The 19,837-nt window shown below is 49.9% G+C and carries 20 protein-coding genes; 8 read left to right on the top strand and 12 right to left on the bottom strand.

What is annotated here, in order from left to right:
• Positions 1-15: 15 nt before the first annotated feature.
• Positions 16-582 carry a chalcone isomerase family protein gene (locus HRM2_RS14175; protein WP_015904718.1) on the bottom strand — a complete coding sequence of 189 codons (567 nt, stop codon included), beginning with the start codon at positions 580-582 and terminating at the stop codon, positions 16-18.
• 16 nt (positions 583-598) lie between these two features.
• On the opposite strand from HRM2_RS14175, the gene HRM2_RS27115 reads away from it, so the two are divergent.
• Positions 599-745 (top strand): hypothetical protein, encoded by a 147-nt coding sequence (locus HRM2_RS27115; RefSeq protein WP_187149253.1) that lies wholly within the window; start codon positions 599-601, stop codon positions 743-745.
• A gap of 179 nt (positions 746-924) precedes the next feature.
• Here HRM2_RS27115 and dinB read toward each other — a convergent pair whose 3' ends face one another.
• From dinB to HRM2_RS27110, 5 genes are all read right to left on the bottom strand, one after another.
• The gene (gene dinB / locus HRM2_RS14165; RefSeq protein WP_015904716.1) at positions 925-2,079 is read right to left on the bottom strand and encodes a DNA polymerase IV; all 1,155 of its coding nucleotides are present in this window, start codon (positions 2,077-2,079) and stop codon (positions 925-927) included.
• Complete coding sequence (locus tag HRM2_RS14160; RefSeq protein ID WP_041273281.1) at positions 2,076-2,441, bottom strand: PilZ domain-containing protein; 366 nt, start codon at positions 2,439-2,441, stop codon at positions 2,076-2,078. Before HRM2_RS14160 ends, dinB begins: the two co-directional genes overlap by 4 nt.
• 1 nt (position 2,442) lies before the next feature.
• Positions 2,443-3,177 carry an OmpA/MotB family protein gene (locus HRM2_RS14155; protein WP_015904714.1) on the bottom strand — a complete coding sequence of 245 codons (735 nt, stop codon included), beginning with the start codon at positions 3,175-3,177 and terminating at the stop codon, positions 2,443-2,445.
• A 5-nt stretch (positions 3,178-3,182) separates the two neighbouring features.
• Positions 3,183-3,953: a motility protein A gene (locus HRM2_RS14150; protein WP_015904713.1), complete on the bottom strand. Its 771-nt coding sequence runs from the start codon at positions 3,951-3,953 to the stop codon at positions 3,183-3,185.
• A 72-nt stretch (positions 3,954-4,025) separates the two neighbouring features.
• Entirely contained in the window at positions 4,026-4,196 is a 171-nt protein-coding gene (locus HRM2_RS27110) for a hypothetical protein (RefSeq protein ID WP_187149252.1), read from the bottom strand.
• A gap of 10 nt (positions 4,197-4,206) precedes the next feature.
• On the opposite strand from HRM2_RS27110, the gene HRM2_RS14145 reads away from it, so the two are divergent.
• From HRM2_RS14145 to HRM2_RS14120, 6 genes are read left to right on the top strand one after another with little or no spacing between them, the layout of a single operon-like run.
• Positions 4,207-6,093, top strand: a complete 1,887-nt coding sequence (locus tag HRM2_RS14145; protein ID WP_015904711.1) for an extracellular solute-binding protein — start codon at positions 4,207-4,209, stop codon at positions 6,091-6,093.
• A complete protein-coding gene (locus tag HRM2_RS14140; protein WP_015904710.1) occupies positions 6,090-7,073 on the top strand; it encodes an ABC transporter ATP-binding protein in 984 nt (327 codons plus the stop codon). Before HRM2_RS14145 ends, HRM2_RS14140 begins: the two co-directional genes overlap by 4 nt.
• A complete protein-coding gene (locus HRM2_RS14135; RefSeq protein ID WP_015904709.1) occupies positions 7,073-8,080 on the top strand; it encodes an ABC transporter ATP-binding protein in 1,008 nt (335 codons plus the stop codon). Before HRM2_RS14140 ends, HRM2_RS14135 begins: the two co-directional genes overlap by 1 nt.
• Positions 8,081-8,094: 14 nt before the next feature.
• Positions 8,095-8,916: a putative molybdenum carrier protein gene (locus HRM2_RS26085; protein WP_015904708.1), complete on the top strand. Its 822-nt coding sequence runs from the start codon at positions 8,095-8,097 to the stop codon at positions 8,914-8,916.
• Positions 8,913-9,887, top strand: coding sequence for a rhomboid family intramembrane serine protease (locus tag HRM2_RS14125; protein WP_015904707.1), 975 nt, complete (start codon positions 8,913-8,915; stop codon positions 9,885-9,887). The genes HRM2_RS26085 and HRM2_RS14125 overlap by 4 nt, the downstream gene beginning before the upstream one ends.
• Positions 9,877-12,393, top strand: coding sequence for an intermembrane phospholipid transport protein YdbH family protein (locus HRM2_RS14120; RefSeq protein ID WP_015904706.1), 2,517 nt, complete (start codon positions 9,877-9,879; stop codon positions 12,391-12,393). Before HRM2_RS14125 ends, HRM2_RS14120 begins: the two co-directional genes overlap by 11 nt.
• A gap of 40 nt (positions 12,394-12,433) precedes the next feature.
• On the opposite strand, the gene HRM2_RS14115 is transcribed toward HRM2_RS14120, so the two are convergent.
• From HRM2_RS14115 to HRM2_RS14090, 6 genes are all read right to left on the bottom strand, one after another.
• On the bottom strand, positions 12,434-13,051 hold the full coding sequence (locus HRM2_RS14115; protein WP_015904705.1) for a peptidylprolyl isomerase: 618 nt from the start codon (positions 13,049-13,051) through the stop codon (positions 12,434-12,436).
• A gap of 22 nt (positions 13,052-13,073) precedes the next feature.
• Entirely contained in the window at positions 13,074-13,892 is an 819-nt protein-coding gene (locus HRM2_RS14110) for a DUF3786 domain-containing protein (protein ID WP_015904704.1), read from the bottom strand.
• A 235-nt stretch (positions 13,893-14,127) separates the two neighbouring features.
• Positions 14,128-14,826, bottom strand: a complete 699-nt coding sequence (locus HRM2_RS14105) for a phosphate ABC transporter ATP-binding protein (RefSeq protein ID WP_015904703.1) — start codon at positions 14,824-14,826, stop codon at positions 14,128-14,130.
• A gap of 14 nt (positions 14,827-14,840) precedes the next feature.
• Positions 14,841-15,722: a PstA family ABC transporter permease gene (locus HRM2_RS14100; RefSeq protein ID WP_015904702.1), complete on the bottom strand. Its 882-nt coding sequence runs from the start codon at positions 15,720-15,722 to the stop codon at positions 14,841-14,843.
• On the bottom strand, positions 15,715-16,611 hold the full coding sequence (locus HRM2_RS14095; RefSeq protein ID WP_015904701.1) for a PstC family ABC transporter permease: 897 nt from the start codon (positions 16,609-16,611) through the stop codon (positions 15,715-15,717). Before HRM2_RS14095 ends, HRM2_RS14100 begins: the two co-directional genes overlap by 8 nt.
• Positions 16,612-16,613: 2 nt before the next feature.
• Entirely contained in the window at positions 16,614-17,459 is an 846-nt protein-coding gene (locus HRM2_RS14090; protein WP_015904700.1) for a phosphate ABC transporter substrate-binding protein, read from the bottom strand.
• A 717-nt stretch (positions 17,460-18,176) separates the two neighbouring features.
• Here HRM2_RS14090 and HRM2_RS14080 point away from each other — a divergent pair.
• The gene (locus tag HRM2_RS14080; protein ID WP_015903451.1) at positions 18,177-19,433 is read left to right on the top strand and encodes an IS110 family RNA-guided transposase; all 1,257 of its coding nucleotides are present in this window, start codon (positions 18,177-18,179) and stop codon (positions 19,431-19,433) included.
• The last annotated feature ends 404 nt before the right edge of the window (positions 19,434-19,837 follow it).

Genomic DNA, 19,837 nt, shown 5'->3' with positions numbered 1-19,837 from the left:
TAAGTATTTCCAAGGCTAGTTACCGAGCATTCCATCCCTGAGTCCTTTATCTCCTGAGAAGGCATCGGTTTCAAGAAGCCATATGGCAAAAAGCGCCTTTTTGAATTCAAGGCCGCTGATGGTGGTTGCAAGTACATCATTGTAATAAATAGCAGTTCCATTGCCCGGTGTATAGAGATATTTCCAGATGTCATTTTTCTCAGCCTTGACTAGGGTTCCAAGAAAGGCGTTGATGTCAGGTTTTAGACTGTCATAGTTGGTCCCGGCCCCATATTGGAAACCGTCTGAAAACGTATTGGTGACCTTGTCAATGGGACCACTTCGTTTCCAGGTCATGGTGATGGCCATGGGCTGATCTGCATTGATGATATCCTGTGAAACGTTGGTCCTGGCTTTCAGGTAGAGGCCAGCGGCATACACCTTAAAACCAAATTTCTTACGAATCCCCGTTCCGTTCAGCACAAGTTCGTCATTTGTGATGCTCATGGTGTCAGGGACGATGACCCCGCCTGTTTCAACGGCAAAAGCGGTAGTTGCTGCAAACGACAGTGCAAGAACAACAAATAAGACTTTTTTAAACATGGTGCCTCCTCTTTAAATGTGTGAAATGGTTATGGGACTATACGTCAAACAGATTCCTTTTCGTTGCAGAAATGGTCTGGGTGTCCCTGTAAAGGTCCTGGACAAGGGGCTTTTCAATGTTTTTTCCCTTGTGACGATTTCACGGATGTTGGCCATGATCTGATAGAGGTTCCCTTGAAAATCGTTAAGGTTTTTAAAAAAACGCATTATAACGCCAGCCCCTTTTTTTGCCTTGACCATATGTTATTGACAAGAACGCCGATCATTAATAGAAATAGAAATTCATATTAGAGAGAGTCAAATTGTTAGTCAAGTTAAAATTGAACCTAAAAGTTACCTGGCTTAGGATTTTAACGAGGCAGATGTGATCGTTTTTGCACCAAACCTGTGGGAAATCCTGTCCACGGCCCTGTCCAGGACAGCCCATCGTCTATCCTTTTGGTCAATATTGTCAAAAAGTTCCAATTGAACAGGGGCATCCGGGGTTGAAAAGGATGAAACCCCAACGCCCAGAAGCCTTATTTTACGGGTTTTGGCCGTTTGTTCAAACAGGGTACAGGCTTCTCTGTAGATGGCCGTTGAGGCACAAATGGGAACCATGAGTTTGGTCTGGCGGGTGATCTGGGTAAAATCAGAGAATTTAAGCTTGATGGTGATGTTGGTGGCAAGGAGATTCTTGGCCCTTAACTGCCTGCCCACTCGCTGGGCATGGGCAAGGAGATGCTTTTTCATGACGACCATGTCAAGGGTGTCGTTTTCAAGGGTGGATTCACTTGAAATGGATTTTATCGGTCCGCTGGTTCCAATTATTGACGGATCAATACCCCTTGAAAAGTTTAACAGGTCGGTGGCAAACTTTCCGAATTTCTTTTCAAGGATCGGATGGGGGATGCGGCTGATATCCCCGAGGGTAATTATCCCAAGCTGTTTCATCTGGTCCATGGCACGTTCACCGACACCGGGCACTTTTTTGATGGCCAGGGTCTGGATGACCTCGGGTGTATCTGTTCGCTTGATGATGTGGATACCGTCGGGCTTGTTCATGTCCGAAGCAATTTTAGCAAGAAATTTCAGGTGGGATGCACCAATGGAACATGTGAGACCGGTCTCCTGCTTGATTCTGTCTTTAATGGCAACACAGATTTTTTCGACGGATCCAAACAGCCGTTCACAGCCTGTGATGTCAAGAAAGGCCTCATCAATGGAAACCTGTTCAACCAGGGGGGTAAATTCATTGAGAAGGGTCATGATCTGACCCGAGACGGCCGCATATTTTGATTTGTCCGGAGGAATCACAATCAAATGGGAGCATTTATCCAAGGCCATGAACATGGGCATGGCCGAGTGGATGCCAAAGCGCCTTGCCTCGTAACTTGCCGTTGCAACAACGCTTCTTTTTGAATTGCCGCCTACCACAAGGGGACGTCCGGCTGTTTCCGGGTGATCCCTCTGCTCGATCGCGGCAAAGAAAGCATCCATATCCATGTGCAAAATCATCTGGGGTGAAGGCTCTCCCGGATATCTTTTTTCTGCTTGAGCAGTAGAAAACGGTGAATGGCTTCGGTCTGGTCGACGTCGGGTGCTTCAAACAGACAGTGACAGATTTTGTGTGCGTCAATGGATACGATCACAATAACAATGCAAAGCTTATATTTAAACCTGATCTCCTCGTCCCCCAGGTGCAGTGTGATCCTGTCCCTGTCTCCTGGGTTAAATCCATGGTTTTTGAACGAAACCCCGCCAGCGCTGATGTCAATGAGTTCAACCGTTGTGTTGAGAAACTGTATGACCGGTGGGCGGGGTAAAGCAAAGGTGTACCGGAAGGTATCGCGCTTGTCCGGTGTTTCATGGATCAGCATGTCAGTATGGGGTCGCCTTTTTTTCCAGAACAAATTCCACCCTCCTGTTGATGGCCCTGTTGGTATCAGACGTGTTTGGCACAAGGGGTTCCATGTCTGCATAGCCAGTGGCGGTAAGCCGTTTGGGATTGATTCCTTTTTGAATCAGATGTTTAAGCACCGTTGTGGCCCGGATTGCAGAAAGCTCCCAGTTGGATGGAAATTGTGCCGTTTCAATGGGGATGTCGTCGGTGTAACCTTTAATATTTATACTGTATTCAGGATACTCAAACACCACGGCCACGATTCGGTCAAGAATGGCAGTGGCGCCCTGTTTGAGGTTTGCCGATCCTGAATCAAACAGGGTCTGGCCGTTGATGGTGACGATGACTTTTCCGTCAAGCACATGGGTCTTGATTGTGTCAGGCGCTTCCCTGTTGACAATAAACCGGTTCACGTCCCGGATGAGGGTTGCTTGCCGTGATCGAAGGCCTGTGATATCTTCGATGGTGATCTTTGTGTTCAGGGCGTCCGGGATTTCCATGAATTCGATCATGCCAATGGGGTCTTTTTGCAGGTTGATTTTAAGCTTAACTGTCTCAATGGCGGCCTTGTATCGTTCCCGGTCAATGTTTGACAGGGAAAAGAGCAGTATGAAAAAAACCAGAAGCAGGGTCATGAGGTCCGCATAGGTGACGAGCCATCCTGCTTCGTCGTCGGTGGAGACCAGGGAATTGGTTATGGTTCTCCTTGGCATGGTTCTTATCTCCCCACCATCTCTTTCATGGGTTTTCGAAGCCGTGCAGATATGAACGAACTCAGTTTTTCATACAGGATGACAGGGTTGTTGTTGTCAAGTATGGAGATGGACCCTTCTAACATGATCTCAAGGTTGATCACCTCAAGAATGGTTCTTGCCTTGAGTTTCCCGGCTATGGGAAGAAAGAACATGGTGGACATCAACGATCCGTAGAATGTGGTCAACAGAGCCGTTGCCATTGCAGGGCCGATCTGGGAAGGCTCCTGGAGGTTACTGAGCATCTGCACAAGACCGATGAGGGTCCCCAGCATACCAAAGGCCGGAGAATAGATTCCCATTTTTCTGAATACGTCCTGGACGATGAAGTGGCGCATCTTTAACGATTCAATTTCGGTAATCAGGGCATTGCGGATCACGTCGTTGGATGAGCCGTCTGCAATGAGTCCACAGGCTTTTTTAAGGAATCCTGAGTCTGTCTCGATCTTTGAAAGTTCCAACAGCCCCTGGCGTCTTGAAATCTGGCAAAGGCTGATCATGATTGCAACGGCTTCGTTGGGGTCTTCCTTTTCCTTGGAAAAGACAAAATAGGCTGCCTTAAAGGCGGCAAAAACATCCCTGAATTGAAAGGTTAAAAGGGTGGTTGCAAGGCTCCCGCCGCCAACGATCATGAGGCCTGGAATGTTGATGAAGTTGTGGATGTCACCGCCGAGAAAGATTGCGCCGACAATCAGAAAAATTCCAGAGGCAATACCCAGAAGAGATGCAATATCCATTGACAGGTTCCAGCTTAACTGTTTACATCCAGGCAGACATTTGAGGTTATCTGCAACGGCTTGGTCATGGATCTACCCATATCTGAATATCCCATGGGGGTCAAGGATTGATGCGCCATGGGTCCTTGTTGATTTGATGAAGATCGCCTTGATTTCTTCAGGTGCTGCGCCTGTGGATGGGTAAAAGGAGCCCTTGATATGAAGGGGTTCTGGTGGTATATCTGGGGACAGTTTCAGATCCATGGAGGAGTCAATGAAGATAACAAAACAGGTATGTCTTGTAGCCGTCATTTGGATGTTTCTGCTGTCGTCGGGGTGTACCGACAGCGACAGCAGCACTCATAAAAAAGCGGGTGACCCACCAAAGGTCCCTTCAGTGCAGCCGGCAACGGCCGTCCCACGTCCGACCCTTCCTTCGGGCATCCATTGGGAGACCAACGACCATGATCCTGTTTTTGCATCCCCCCTGGCCGTCAAGGGCGGCACCTTTCATACGGCCCTTTTAAGCTTTCCCAGGACCTTCCGCCTTGTGGGACCCGATTCCAACGGCAGCTTTGCAGGCCCCCTTCGTGCCAACAACCTTTCCCTGATTAACATTCATCCCAACACGGGTCATATTATTCCCGAGCTTGCCACCCACTGGGCCTTTGATCCTGACAAAAAGACCATGTACTTTAAGCTCAACCCCCTGGCCAGGTGGTCCGATAACGTTCCGGTCACGGCCGCAGATTATGTCTATACCCTGGAATTCATGCGTTCGCCCCACATCATTGCTCCTTTTTACAATGATTACTACACAAGGGAAATTGAATCCGTGGTGGTATATGACGATTATACCATTGCCGTTAAAAGCACCAAGGCCATGCCAGAACTCTACCTTCGCCTGGGTATTTCTCCTACGCCCAGGCACTTTTTTGGCACCCTTGATGATACCTTTGTCGAAGGTTTCAACTGGCGCATCATTCCCAACACCGGCCCCTATCAGATTTCAGAATTTAAAAAGGGAAAGCGTGTCCGGTTTGAACGCAAAAAACAGTGGTGGGCAAAGGATTTGAGATACTTTAAGAACCGCTTTAACCTCGACGCCGTCGTATTCAACGTCATCAGGGACTATAACATGATCTGGGAGTATTTTAAAAAAGGTGAGATCGATGTCTTTGACCTGACCATGCCCAAGTACTGGTACGACAGGGCCGACACCCGGGTTTTCAACCGCGGATACGCTAAAAAGATCTGGTTTTTCAACGACACCCCGGTTTCGGCCATGGGTATGTGGCTCAACCAGGACAAGGAGATCTTTGCCGACCCCAGGGTCAGGATGGCCTTTGCCCATGCCATGAATGTGGACAAGGTTATCAAAGAGGTTCTCAGGGGTGATTATTACAGGCTTGCCCAGGCGTTCATGGGGTATGGTGAGTATACCAACAACGATATCCGGCCCAGGGCGTTCAACATCGATAAGGTCGAGTCCCTCATGACTGAGGCTGGCTGGCAAAGAGGGCCGGACGGCATATGGCAGAAGCAGGGCCGGCGATTTTCCATTGAGGTGACCTACGGGTTTGACGAGCATACCCCGAGGCTTGTGGTGTTAAAGGAGGAGGCCCTCAAGGCGGGCGTTGAACTGGTGCTCCAGAAGCTTGACAGCACAGCCGCGTTCAAGAAATTCCTTGAGAAAAAGCATGAGGTGGCCTGGATGGGGTGGTCCACCAATCTTCGTCCCTCCTATTGGCAGGGATGGCATTCGGACAATGCCCACAAGACCCAGACCAACAACATCACCAACACGGACGATCCAGAACTTGACCGGCTGATTGATCAATACCGTTCAAGTCTGAGTGAGACGGAACGAAAGTCCCTTTCCCGGACCATCCAGCAGAAGATCCACGACCAGGCCGCCTTTGTTCCCACCTTCATGGTTCCCTACGTTCGCCAGGGATTCTGGCGATGGCTGCAGCTTCCCGAATCCCACGGCACCCGTGTCTCAGGGTCATTGTTTGATCCTTTTGACTCAACCTATGGCGGTCTTTTCTGGTTTGACAAGACCCTGTACGATACAACCCGCGCGGCCATGAAAGATGGCCGATCATTTGAGCCTGAAACCATCATGGATCGAACCTTTAAACCCGAGGCACTCAATTGATATCCAGGCCGATTTTAACTGTTAAAGACCTTGTGGTCTCGTTTACCGTGGAGGGGAACATCACTGTGGCCGTTGACGGGGTGGGATTTGAGCTTTTCCCCGGGCAAACCCTCGGGGTGGTGGGGGAATCGGGCTGTGGAAAGAGCGTCACAGCCCTGTCAATCATGGGGCTTCTTCCCCGTCCTGCAGGCAGGATTGAATCCGGGAGTATTGAATTCATGGGGCAGGATCTGGTGACCCTTCAACGGACCGCCATGCACCAGATCCGGGGGAAAAAAATCTCCATGATTTTTCAGGAGCCCATGACCGCCCTGAATCCCGTGCACAGGATCGGTAAACAAATCAATGAGGTGTACCTTCTCCATTTCCCGGAGATGTCGGCAATGGAAAGAAACAATCAGGCCGCCGGGATGTTGACAAAGGTTGGCATTGCAGATCCGGAAAAGGTGCTCAGGGCCTACCCCCATCAAATTTCAGGGGGAATGCGCCAGCGGGTGATGATCGCCATGGCGCTTTGTGCAGAGCCGGACATCCTGATTGCCGATGAACCCACAACGGCCCTGGATGTCACGGTTCAGGCCCAGATCCTGGATCTGATTAAAACCCTGCAAAAGGAGATGTCCATGGCCGTGATGCTCATCACCCATGACCTTGGTGTCATAGCCGAAAATTGTGATAATGCCGTTGTAATGTATGGGGGACAGGTTGCTGAAATCGCTTCTGTGGCCCAGCTGTTTTCAAGCCCCAGCCACCCCTACACCCGGGGGCTTTTAACATCCATCCCAGGGCTTGCCTCAACCCCGAAAACCATCCTTCCCACCATTGACGGCATGGTCCCTTCCCTTGAGGATATGCCCCAGGGGTGCCGATTCAGCACCCGCTGCCCCTTTGTGTTTGAACCGTGCAACGAATCAGCACCCAGGCTTGCCAGGGTCGGCCCCGCCCATTTTTCCGCCTGCTATTACCTGGAGGCGAAATAATGGTCCTTTCTTCTCAATCACCGATCCTCAGCGTGGATAATGTCAAGAAATACTTTCCCGTGGTCGGTGGTGTCTTTTTAAGGCAACAAGGGTGGGTTCATGCCGTTGACCGTGTGAGCCTTGAGGTTCATGCGGGTGAAACCCTGGGGCTTGTGGGGGAATCGGGCTGCGGAAAAACCACCCTTGGGCGGTGCATCATGGGGTTATATCCCATCACTTCTGGTGCCATACGGTTCAAGGGACAGGATCTTTCAGGTCTTGACCGGTCTGCCCAACGACGCATGCGTCTTAAGATGCAGATGATTTTCCAGGATCCCTTTGAATCTTTGAACCAGCGCCACACGGTCCGACAGATCCTTGGGGAAAAATATTGGATACACAAAAAACGAGAACCAAACCTTGACCAGACCCTTGCCCGGTTGCTTGAAACCGTGGGCCTGGGGCCCAGAGCCCTTGAGCGGTTTCCCCATGAATTTTCCGGCGGTCAACGCCAGCGGATTGGTATTGCCCGGGCCATAAGCCTTGGGCCTGAACTCATTGTATGCGATGAGCCCGTGTCGGCCCTTGATGTTTCTGTTCAGTCCCAGATTCTCAACCTGCTGTTGACGCTCCAGAAACAGATGGGGCTGACCTATCTGTTTATCTCCCACGATCTGTCGGTTGTAAGGCATGTGTCGGACCGGATTGCCGTTATGTACCTTGGGCGCATCGTTGAAATGGCAGACAGGGACGATCTTTTTTCCAATCCCTCCCACCCCTACACCCGGGCGCTTCTTTCTGCCATTCCCGTTGCCGACCCGTCCATGGTACGCCAGAGAACCATACTCAAAGGTGAAATCCCCTCTCCTGAAAATCCGCCCAAGGGGTGCCGTTTCCATACCCGCTGTCCGGAAGTGATGGCTGTGTGCAAACAAGAAGAACCCAGGTTGCAGTTGATCGATCAGGCAGGGAACAACCATTTTGCCGCCTGTCATCTGCTCCAGGACTTGGCTTTTTTAAAAAAATAACGTATGGGTATATTATGCTAAAAAAAATAATTTCAGGCGGCCAGACAGGGGCTGACAGAGCAGCCCTTGACACGGCTATTAAATTCAACATCGCCCATGGCGGGTGGGTCCCTTTTGGCCGATGCGCCGAGGATGGGGTCCTGCCCGATCGTTACCTCATGCAGGAGATGCCAACGGACAGTTATCCGAAACGGACGGAGCAGAATGTCAAGGACGCCCAGGCCACCCTCATCATCACCCGGGGGCCCCTCACGGGCGGATCGCTTTTGACCAAAAAACTTGCCCTTCGCCACAAAAAACCCTGCACCCACATCAACCTTGCCACCATTGACGAATTTGAGGCGGCCGTGATCCTTAACTCCTTTCTCCTGGATTACACGGTTGAAATTCTCAACGTGGCAGGCCCCAGGGCCAGTAATGATCCTGGTATCTACAGGGATGTAAAGGCAATCCTTGAAACCATGATCTATATGCAGCTCATGGAAACCGGACCCGAAGATCTCAAGGGTGAAGAGTTTATCCTGCTTGAGAGAAAGGCATCATCCGTTGCAAAAACAGTGGAAGGGGCGGTTGGTTTCCTTGTCAAGGACCTTAACCTTCGCACCCGATCGTTGATTGCCAACTCAAGGGATGCCAACATTGCTGCCCTCTATTTCTCCATGGCCGACTACCTGAAGGTCAAGCTCGCCCTTGATGCAGGCAACAAGGCTCTCCTAGACGATTGTGCCCGCATTGAGGGCAAGGAGAGCCTTGACATTGAAGATGCGGCCATGGTGATTTTAAAGAAGCTCAAGGGCCGACTTGAAAGGGATCACGTACTGAGGGTTGTTCCATGATTCCCATTCGGGATACCACCCCTTCTGAGAGTGTTCCCGTTGTTATATATGGCCTCATTGCCCTCAATACCCTTGTGTTTCTGGTGACCCTGGGGTTGTCCCCGGGGGAAGTCACCCAGTTTGTCTACCGGTATGGGCTTGTCCCTGCCAAGTTCACCGTGCCTGAGATCTCGGCCTGGTTTTCCCTGCCCTCCCTTTTATTCTCAACGGTATCCTACATGTTCCTCCACGGCGGCCTGTGGCACTTTGTCGGCAATATGTGGTTTCTCTACATCTTTGGGGACAATGTGGAAAATTATTTCGGCTCCCTGCGGTTCGTGGGATTTTATTTTCTGAGCGGTCTTGCCTCGGCCCTTCTTCACTTTATGCTCAACCCCATGTCCAACGTTCCCACCATTGGTGCAAGCGGCAGTATTGCAGGGGTGATGGGGGCCTATTTTCTTCTGTATCCCCGGTCAAAGATCCTGACCCTTATTCCCATCATCATCATCCCCTGGTTTGTAGAGATTCCGGCCTTTCTCTTTCTGGGATTCTGGTTTCTCATGCAGTTTTTCAACGCAGCCGGGGGAGGAAGTTCCGGAATTGCCTGGTGGGCCCATGTGGGCGGGTTTGTGGCCGGCATGGTGATGGTGAAAATGAGCCCCAGAATACCTGCCACAGGTGCCGGGGCAAGATTGAAAAAGGTGACAGCAAGAAAACGGACTCCCCAGCTCCAGGTCATTCATCCAATACCCCTGGGGCAGACCCCGGATCTTTCCGGTGAAATCGTGATTTCCTCGCTGGAAGCATTGACAGGTACGCACAAGATTGTGAACATCCCCTGGGGGTTTTATAAGCGCCTCTACCGGGTCCAGGTGCCAGCCGGGGTAAAGCAGGGCACAAAGCTCAGGCTTGGGGGCATGGGAAGGGTGAACGGTGTAACGGAAAGGGGGGATATGTACCTTACGGTTGTGATCAAAAATGTTATTTAAACACAGGGCCAAACGGATTCTTTTCCTTGTTGCCACGTCAGCGGTGATCCTTGGTGTGGTTTTGTATGTTGCCGTGCCCCCCCTTGCTGAACGACTGATTGTTCAACGGGTAAGGCAGATGCCGGGTCTTGAAGGGTTCAGCTTTGATGTCAGGCATATCGGGTATAGTGGTCTGGATGTCGCAAACGTTACAACAGGGAAAAGGCTCTTTATCGATGGGATCCATGTCAGTTATTCTCCGGCGTCTCTTCTATCGGGGCGAATTTCAGGCGTTGAGGTATCAGGCCTTGATGCAAGGGCTGAAGTCTCTTCCACTGGAGAGTTGATTACTGATTTTACTCCTTTGTTAAATGCTCAAAAAACGACTGAAACATCGTCGGCGCCGTCCCTTGACCCCACCCTTTTTTCAATGGTTCCGGAAACCGTCCAGATAAAAAATTCTGTTGTCACCGTGGTTACGGACAAAGGGATGGTCCGGATTCCCCTGGAGCTTGTTCTGGCGTCCCAGAACAAGGGCAGCCACTTTTCTTTACAGATGAAGTTTTTTCCCTTTGGTCAAATCCTTGAAGGGGCTGTAACGGCAGGGGCAGAAACCGGGGTTGAATCTGTTGAACTCAAGTCTGACAAATTTGCCCTTACCCATCTCCAGGACGTTCTTGACCTTGTCGCCCCTGGCGTTGTCTTAAAGGGACGGTCCGACCTTGTCCTGTCCAGGGCAGGGCAGGCAAATTGGACGATGTCCCTGTCCGCCCTGGAATTTTCAAGCCCCATGGATGTGAGAATCCGGGATCTGAACTGCACCCTGACAAGCCTCTCCCCCCTTGGGGTTTCAGGCAGGCTCAAAATTGACCATGCCCTTGTCAAGGATGTTGCAATGACTTTTGAGGGTGGGTTTGATTCTGATCAAAGATGGCGGTTAAAGGCCGGGCTGGACAGCAAATATTCCAAAACATTGGGCCTTTTTTTCCCGGGGCATACAATTGTTCCCACGGCCCCTGGGTTAACTGTGTCGTTCCAGGGAAAGGGGGAGGTGGGCAGTTTTGATGTGTCGGGAAAAATCGACACCTGTCAGTACTCTGGATCAAATTCATCAGATCTGACCCTGAACCAGGCTTCAAGCCCTGCATCAAGCCCAATTTCAAACCCGGCCCCTGGCGTTGACCCAGGTGTGGGCACGGGTATAATTTCCAACATTACCCTCAAGGCCAGGGGCGATTTCAATCTCCAGGGCAAAAACGATATCCTTGAGATGGGTTTCACTGCAGCAAGCGGCCCTGTAAGTTTTGAGACCAAAGATGCTTTTGTTAAAATTCCGGCCGTCACTATTCCTGGTCGTTTGATTGTGGACAGTAACTTTGTCCCAAGGGTGACCCTGACCCCCACGTTCAAGGAAGCCACGGCTGGTTTATCCACCCATGGCGTTGAGGCCAGGGCTATCTCGTTTATTCTGCCCATGTCTCTGCCCCTGGATCGCCCCCGGAAACAAGGCGCCACCAGCGGCAGCTTCACCGTGCCAACCCTGATCCATGACCGACAGAACATCGGAAATCTCAAGGGAACCATTGACCAGGTGGATGGCGGGTTTACAGCCCGGGGGGAGGTGGATGTTAAGGCTACGGTGTCTGAACTTGAAATTTCGTTTCTTGCTAAAGCCCTTGCAACCCTGAGGTTTGACAACAACAGGACCCGGTGCGGCCTTGACATGACCCTTTCCCGGGGCAGGGTGGCAAGTACGGAAAAAAGTTTTGAGGTGAGCGGTATCCTTGCACGTTTTGGGTCGGATGACCTCTTTGCCATGGCAACCCGGCCCGGCCAGGTGGTTACGGCCGATTCCATCCGGATAAACGAAATTGCACTAACGGACGCATCCCTTGGTTACACCCTTGAGTCCCTGGATTCCCTGCTGGTTGAAAATATTGGGTTCAACTGGTGCGGTGGTCGTGTTACCACGGAATCCATGCGGATCCAGCCCCGGGAAAAGTCGTATAATCTTACCCTGTTCTGTGACCGTCTCAAGCTGTCTGAAATTTTAAGGCAGGTGGGCTCGTTTGAAGCAAATGGTGAGGGGACCGTCAACGGGCGGATTCCCGTGACCTTCTCCAATGGCGATCTATCGTTTAACAGGGGGTTTCTTTTTTCCACACCCGGCCAGGGCGGGAAGATCAGTGTCCGGGGAACTGAAATTCTACTGGCAGGTGTTCCTGCCGGTTCGGCCCAATATACCCAGGTTGATCTTGCCCGGGAGGCGTTAAAGGATTATCAATACCAATGGGCCAAGCTGCTGTTCAATACCGACGGGGAGACCCTTGTGGTGAACATGGCGTTTGACGGAGAGCCTGAAAACCGTTTGCCCTTTGTTTATAAAAAAGAGATCAACGGATTTGTCAGGGTGGATGCCTCAAGCCCCGGATCAAAATTCCAGGGCATCAGAATCGATGTCAACCTGGAAATTCCCTTTAACCGGGTCATGAAGTTTGGTTCAATGCTGAACAAACGGATCCAGTGACAATAACCGCCACAACCCTATCTGGGTATGGCTTACGGGCCTATTTAACGGGAAATTTTTTATCAAGGACAAGGTTCCACTGATCGACCTTGGCCCTGCATTGAGCCATCACCTGGCTTATATCCCCTTCAATGGTTACGGAAATAATTTTATCCCCCTTTTTAATGGCATTGACCACCGCCATATCCTTGGGGCTGACAACGCTTCCAAATATGGTGTGTTTTCCGTTCAACCAGGGGGTCGGCACATGGGTGATGAAAAACTGGCTGCCATTGGTGCCGGGGCCTGCATTGGCCATGGACAGAATGCCGGGTCTGTCATGGACAAGATCTTTGACAAACTCATCCTTGAAGGTGTAGCCAGGTCCGCCCCGGCCTGTTCCAAAGGGGCATCCGCCCTGGATCATGAAGTTGTCGATCACCCGGTGAAAGGTCAGGCCGTTGTAGTATCCCCGGTTGGCGAGGTTGATGAAATTTGCCACGGTATAGGGTGTCTTCTGTGCATAAAGTGCGAGAACAATGGTGCCTTGCGTGGTTTCCATGACAGCCCGGACAGGGGCCGGGGCTGAAGGGGTGTCTGCGGCCCCGGCCGTTTCAAGACCCACAGCAGCCATAAGGGTTACAGCGAAAAGGATGATCAGTCGGTTAAATGATGCCATGGGTGTTTCCTTGTGTGTATGGTTAATGGACGGGGCAGGTGGTTGAGATCCCGTGTCTCACGGCTATTTTTTCAAACATGGTGACAAGCCCTGCGCCAAGGGTGTAGACCTGCTGGATGTTGAGGTTATCCTCAACGGTCTCGTCAAAAAACAGGTTGAGATCCGATGCCATTCCCTCGTCGGGTTTCCAGTAGCAGATGAGAATCGGCACAAGGGGAAGGGGATGGAGCACAAGGGAAATATCGGACTGGTAATGGTCATGGACCTGTTGTCCGTTGAAAAGCACCATGAGGTCTTCAAACAGGTCAGGATAGGTGTCTGCCAGGTGCTTCAAGGATCCTTCACACCGTTGTTCAAACAGGCGATACCGGTCTTTACCGCCTGGAAGCTCTCGAAAGGGAGACCATACGCCCGTTGGCAAGGTTCCTTTCGCGTTGATCACATAGTCCATGAACGGTGCGGCAATCCAGGCATTGACGTGGATGTCGGTAAATATTTTACCCGAAGTATCAATGGCAACGTTCTTGCCCATGACCTTGAGGGTGAGCCTGTTGTTGGAAAAGGTGCCCCCCGTGGGTATGGCCCGGGATTCTAAGTCAATGCCGGCAACCTGATCTTTCAGGCTTTTGAGCAGCTTATCCTGCTCTGTCTCGATTGAATTGTGTTGGCTGTTGTTTTTCTTTACAAGGGCAATGCTTTTTTTGTCGACATAGGGGCACTCGTCAATCTCTCTATCTCCCTTGAACACCAGGGCCGCAAAGGCAAAACAGGAGTTTGCTCGGCATTCCTTGCAGTTGGTTTTTGGCAGAAGTTTGTATATCTCCGGGGTTGTCAGGGTCATTGGTCTCCTCCTTGGTTTAACAGCTTGCACCCGTGTTTGAACGAAAACTCACCCATCTGCGTCGTTGCTGCAAAACTCTGCAATCCTCATGTAAATTAGTACACTCCGGTTTCAAAATTTTTTGCCTCTTGCATATGGTCAACTTTGTGAGCATAGCTCCTCTTCGAGCCGCCCGAAAACGGGTTTTCAGTCAGTTAATAGATAACTCTAAATCATTAAAAATGCAAATTCTGAATCAAGATTCCGGGAGAAACTCGATGACATGGTCGGAAATGGCCTTTACCTGTTCCGGCCCGTGGGAAACCATGACCAGGGTGCATCTCTCTTTGAGCTCAACCATGAGATCTTCAATCTTTTTGCTTGACGCAGGGTCAAGGGATGAGGTGGGTTCGTCAAGGAGCAGAATTTCGGGCGCCATGACGAGGGCCCTTGCCATGCAGAGTCTTTGCTGCTGTCCGCCTGAAAGGACTGTTGCCTTTTTTTCAAGTCGGTCTTTGACTTCAGGCCAGAGTCCGCTTGCCTGGATGGCTTTTGTGACCCTTTCTTCCACCTCGGCCCGTTTTTTTATCCCGGCAAGTTTTAAGGGAAAAGAGACATTGTTGAAGATGCTCATGGGTAGTGGGTTGGGGGTTTGGAAGACCATGCCAACGGATCTTCTGAGCTGAATGGCTGAAAAACCAGGAGCGTTGATGTCGGTAAATTCATCGCATTGTTTGCCTGAAAACCGCACAAGAACCCTGCCTTTAATTCTGGATCCTGGAATGTTTTCCCAGAGCCGGTTCAACAACGAGAGAAAGGTGGATTTTCCCGCCCCGGAAGGCCCGACAATGGCTGTTATGGCATTTTCAGGGATGGTTTCGTTGATGCAGGACAGGACCTGATGGTCATTGTAAAAAAAATCCAGGTCCCTTATCTTGATCTTTGAACGGTTCAATGGATGGAGTTCTCCTAGTGGGTGTACAAAAGAATGTGCCGAGCCTTTTTCTGAATCATGGAGGCAAGGATGAAAAGGGTTGCACAGATGATCAGCAGAACAATGCAGGCGCCAAATCCCTGGGCAAGTTCGGTTTCGCTGGTGTACTGGGAGGAGGTGTAATAGATGAAAAAGGGCAGGGCTTCAAATCCCTTGAACAGGGAATCTGGAACACCCGCCGACGCCACGGCCCCCGTGAGCATGATAACGGCCGTGTCCTCTGCGCACCGGCCCACGGCAAGGATAATTCCCCCGAGCAGGGTTGAAAGGGACTGGGGTAAGAGGCAATGGATGATGTTCTGCAGCCGGGTTGCACCCAGGGCGATCCCGGTCAATCGTACGGACTGGGGAACGGTTTCAAGGGCGATCTGGGTGGTCCTCACAATATAGGGCAGCACCAGAAATGCAAGGGAAAGGGCTGCCACAACAAGGGAGGGAACCAGGGTTTGGCTCACGTGGTGGTGGAGAAAGAGGATGACAGAAAAACCAAACAGCCCCACAACGATGGAAGGAATGGCAGAAAGCAGGTCAAACAAAAAACCAAATATGCTTCGGGTAAAGGCGTTGCTGTATTCTGCCATGTAAATGCCGGCCAGCAGTCCCACGGGTACTGCCGCACCAATGGCAAGAACGATAAGGGCAAGGGTGCCGGCCATGGCCGGAAAGATACCGTCAAACACCTGTCGCTTGAGGAGCAGGGCGTCAACCATTGGGGTGGATCCAAATATAAGGGAAAGGTTCAGGGCGTTGAACCCCTTGAAAACAAGGTAGGATAGGAGAAGGGCAAGGCTTCCAAAGAGAAGGATGCAACTCAAGACCGACAGGGTGTACACCGCTTGTTCGCCCCTTTTATTCATTTGGGTCCTTTGTCTGCTTACCTGTTCGTTCCATGGTCCTTGCAACGAGGATCACAATGGTGGTGATGACGTAGAGAACGGTTCCGCAAAGAAAGATGGATTTGAACTCCATGCTGGCAAAATCTGCGGCACTGACCAGGGCGATGTGGGCCGTAAGGGTGCGGGCAGAGTCAAACAGACTGTCGGGCCGCTGCACAGCATTGCCTGCCAGCATGAGGGCCACAAGGGTATCGCCGATTGCCCTGCCAAAGGCCAGAACCGTGCCCGTGACAATACCCTTTTTACAGGCCGGAATAATTATATAAACAAGGGCTTGAACCTTTGATCCCCCAAGGGCATCCACTGCGTCAAGCCAGGCAGGCGGCACGTTCTCAAAGCTGTTCATGAAAAAAAGGATCATTGTGGGGGCAATGAGAATGGCCAGTACCAGGCTTGCCGTCAGGATGCACATGCCGCTGCCCGTTCCCCCGAGGTTCCGGATGAACGGCACCAGTAGAAATACGCCTGCAAAGGCGTAGATGACCGTTGGAATTCCGGTCATCATCCCGACACACCCCTTGAGGATGTACCTGGTGCGATGGGGGCCAAGGACACAAATATAGCTTGCGCAGCCAAGGCTAATGGGTAACGCAATTATGACACCCAGGAATGAGATCCAGAGTGTGCCAAGTACCATGGGTGCAATGCCATAGCTTTGCTTTACCGGGTACCAGGCCCCTGTCAGGAGATCCATCCACTGGCTGTGCTCAAGCAGGGGAAGGCCTGTCACGACCATGAATCCCAGTATGATTAGAACAGTCAGTGAGCAGGCCAGGGCCGATAAAAAGAAAATCGCCCTGGCCAGCGGTTCCTGGTGACGGCTTATGGGTTGAAAAAAAGGTGGAGACATGGTTAATTTACCGGAATGAATCCCTTTTCCCTGACAATGGACTGACCCTCGTTTGAGAGCAGGTATTCAATGAATTGCTGGGAGAGTCCGGTGGCATCTCCCCGGGTGTTGCTGTAGAGTCCCCTTGCAATGGTATATTCTCCGCTCCTGATGGTTTCAGTGTCGGGTTTTACCCCGTCAAGGGTAACTGCGGTAAGGCTGTCGTCTACAAAGCCTGCAGACATGTATCCAATGGCATTGGGGTCATTTCCAACTGCCGTTTTCATGGCACCGTTTGAAACAACAAAGTTGGCAGACAGGGCAATATCGCCCTTGTTGATGGCCTTTTTCCAGAACACGGCCCGGGTCCCACTTGCCTCATCCCTTGTGTATAGGTTTATCTGTCCGTCGTTCCCACCGATCTCCTTCCAGTTGGTCGTCTTTCCGGAAAAAATATCGATAAGCTGCTGCTTGGTAAGGGACGTCACCCTGTTTTTGGGGTTTACCACCACGGCGACCCCGTCAATGGCCCAGCGGTACAGGGTTAATCCATAGGTTGAAATTTCTTTGTCTGTGGGTTTTCTGCCCGAGTTGCCGATGTCGATCAATCCCTCACCCACCTGTTTGATGCCGACCCCGGAACCGCCGCCTGCAATGGTGATCCTGATATCGGGATTTAGGGTCATAATCTGTTTTGCTGCCTCTTTAATCACGGGAATATGGGCTGTCCCTCCAGCAATCCTGAGCTCTCCAGATAGTCCCTTAAACCGGTCAAGATCACTTGCATTGCCCGGCACACCCCCTGCAAGAACCATAAAAAAAGTAACCATTACCACCACAAAACCTTTGACCATGATTTTTTTAATCATACCTTTTGTCTCCTTTTTCAAAAATCTAAACTATAACCATAAACGACAGTTGGTTTCCAATTGTTTGTTTGAATGGTTTTTATTGGTTTGATTGTTGTTTTCAATATCCTGATCCGGCAATTTTAATTTTGGAAATCAGCATGGAAGAGGGCAACAGCATAAACCAAAATCAGAATTGCCCTTGCGGGTTTGACTTGACATCCCGTTGCTTTCCTGGAATAGAGGACCTTTGATACAAATACAACCGGCACGCCTGGGGCAGGGTATATGCCTGGTCACAACGAAGCATGAAACACGATGATACTGGGCAGGCGATAGTACCATTCCACCCCAAAGAGGGCTCGAAAGTCGAGACTTTCACAATGATGTTTCGACAGGAGTTTATTATAATTCTCATGTCCTGGCAGACACAACGAAGCATGAAACTTGAATCTTCGTCAGCAGAGGCGACCGGGGGGAGGTTTTGCCCGTAGCGGATTAAACGGCAGCGGTCAGCATGGACGCTGAAGGAGCTGCCGTTTCCCTCGGAGCAGCCCAGGACGGGCTGCGAGAATGAGCGGAGGGCAACACCCGTTTCTGCCGGTCGGTCGAAGCGAGTTTCTTATAACCCACATGTCCTAGCGGACACAACGAAGCATGAAACACTTGCAAAAAATGAAAAATGGTCATAACTATCCAATTTTTTTTATCTTCCCAAACAAAAGCGAAAGGATAGTCATGACCAAGAGATCAAATAGCACATTAATCCAAATCGTTCACCCTATTTGTTGTGGTTTGGATGTTCATAAAGACAAAATTTCAGCTTGTTTAATCACTTTGAATAATGCAGGAGGTGAGCACCATGAGATTCGAGAGTTTTCAACATTCACTCACGATCTGCAAGAAATGAAAAAATGGCTGCTTGATAATAATTGCCCAATTATAGCAATGGAAAGTACCGGGGTATACTGGCATCCGGTTTATAATACCATTGAAGATAAAATTGAAGTCGTTTTGGTGAATGCCAGACATATTAAAAACGTTCCTGGCCGAAAAACTGATATCTGTGACAGCAAGTGGCTTGCCGGACTGCTTCGACACGGTTTAGTAAGAGGTAGTTTCATCCCTCCGGGGAATGTCCGGGAATGGCGAGAATTAAGCCGATTGAGAAAAACATACACCGAATCCCTTGCCGATTATAAAAGACGTGTTCACAAGCTGTTCATTACTGCAAATATAAAAATTGATTCAATAGTTTCGGATTTGTTTGGTTTGACAGGCACGAACCTGATCAATTTATTATGCAATAATAGTGAACTAAGCTTGGAAAAGGTCCAGGAGTGCACCAAAGGCGGCCTTAAGAAAAAAACGCAGGAACTGCATAAAAGCCTTAATGGATATTTCAAAGATCACCATCGTTTTCAACTTGTTGAGATGATGGAAATTATCAATATTTTTAAAAAAATGATTGAACAAGTTAATACTCGATTGGAATCTCTTACACGTGAGCACAAAGATTTATTGGAGCGTTTAGACGAAATTCCAGGTGTTGATAAAAAATCGGCACAATCCATTATAGGAGAAGTCGGGGTTACGCTAAATGAATTCAAAACTATGTCAGCATTTGTTTCATGGGCAGGCCTGTGCCCCGGGAATAATGAAAGTGCAGGAAAACGGAAAAGTGGCAGAAATGCAGTTAGAAATCATCCATTCAAAACGATTTTAGTCCAGGTTGCATGGGCAGCAATCAAGAAAAAAGGCTCTTATTACAAGGCCAAATATTACAAACTGAAATCCAGGAGAGGTGCCAGAAAGGCCATTGTTGCTATAGCCCATAGAATTGCAAAAGCCATTTACAGCATCATTAAAAATGCAGACACGTATAAAGATCTTGGCGAAGAGTACCTGAGCAAGCCCAACAAGCAAAGAGTATTAAAAAATTTAGCAAAAAAGGCTGATGAATTAGGCATGAAACTTGTGCCTTGTGGAAATTAATCGAATTGACAGCACGTTTTTAACAGGTATTGTTTAGAGAAGGACAGCAGACAAAGAAATTATTGATTCGGTAAACAAACGTCGGATGATCAAATGAAGCCTTAGAGCGCGAATATAACATGACGGGTCGGTTTTTTGCACAACAAACTGTTAGTCCTCCATCGGGGGAACTACGCATATAAAACTTATCTAAAATAAACCGACCACTACTGATGATTTAAAAACTTGTCTTCCGTGCCTGAATTATTAACCCGACAGGAAGAATTCTATCGATTTGATATTTTCAATCTGTAGCGTCAATCAAAGTGTTCTTGGGACAAGACCCAAAAACCAACAGGATACTATTCCCTTTTTCGAGGGGAGTGTTACATATAAAAAACCGGCACGGCCGGAGCGAGGTATGG

This window comes from Desulforapulum autotrophicum HRM2 (assembly GCF_000020365.1).
GTDB lineage: Bacteria > Desulfobacterota > Desulfobacteria > Desulfobacterales > Desulfobacteraceae > Desulforapulum > Desulforapulum autotrophicum.
The sequence above is the reverse complement of the archived record's forward strand: the minus strand, read 5'-3'. Positions and strand labels throughout refer to the sequence as shown.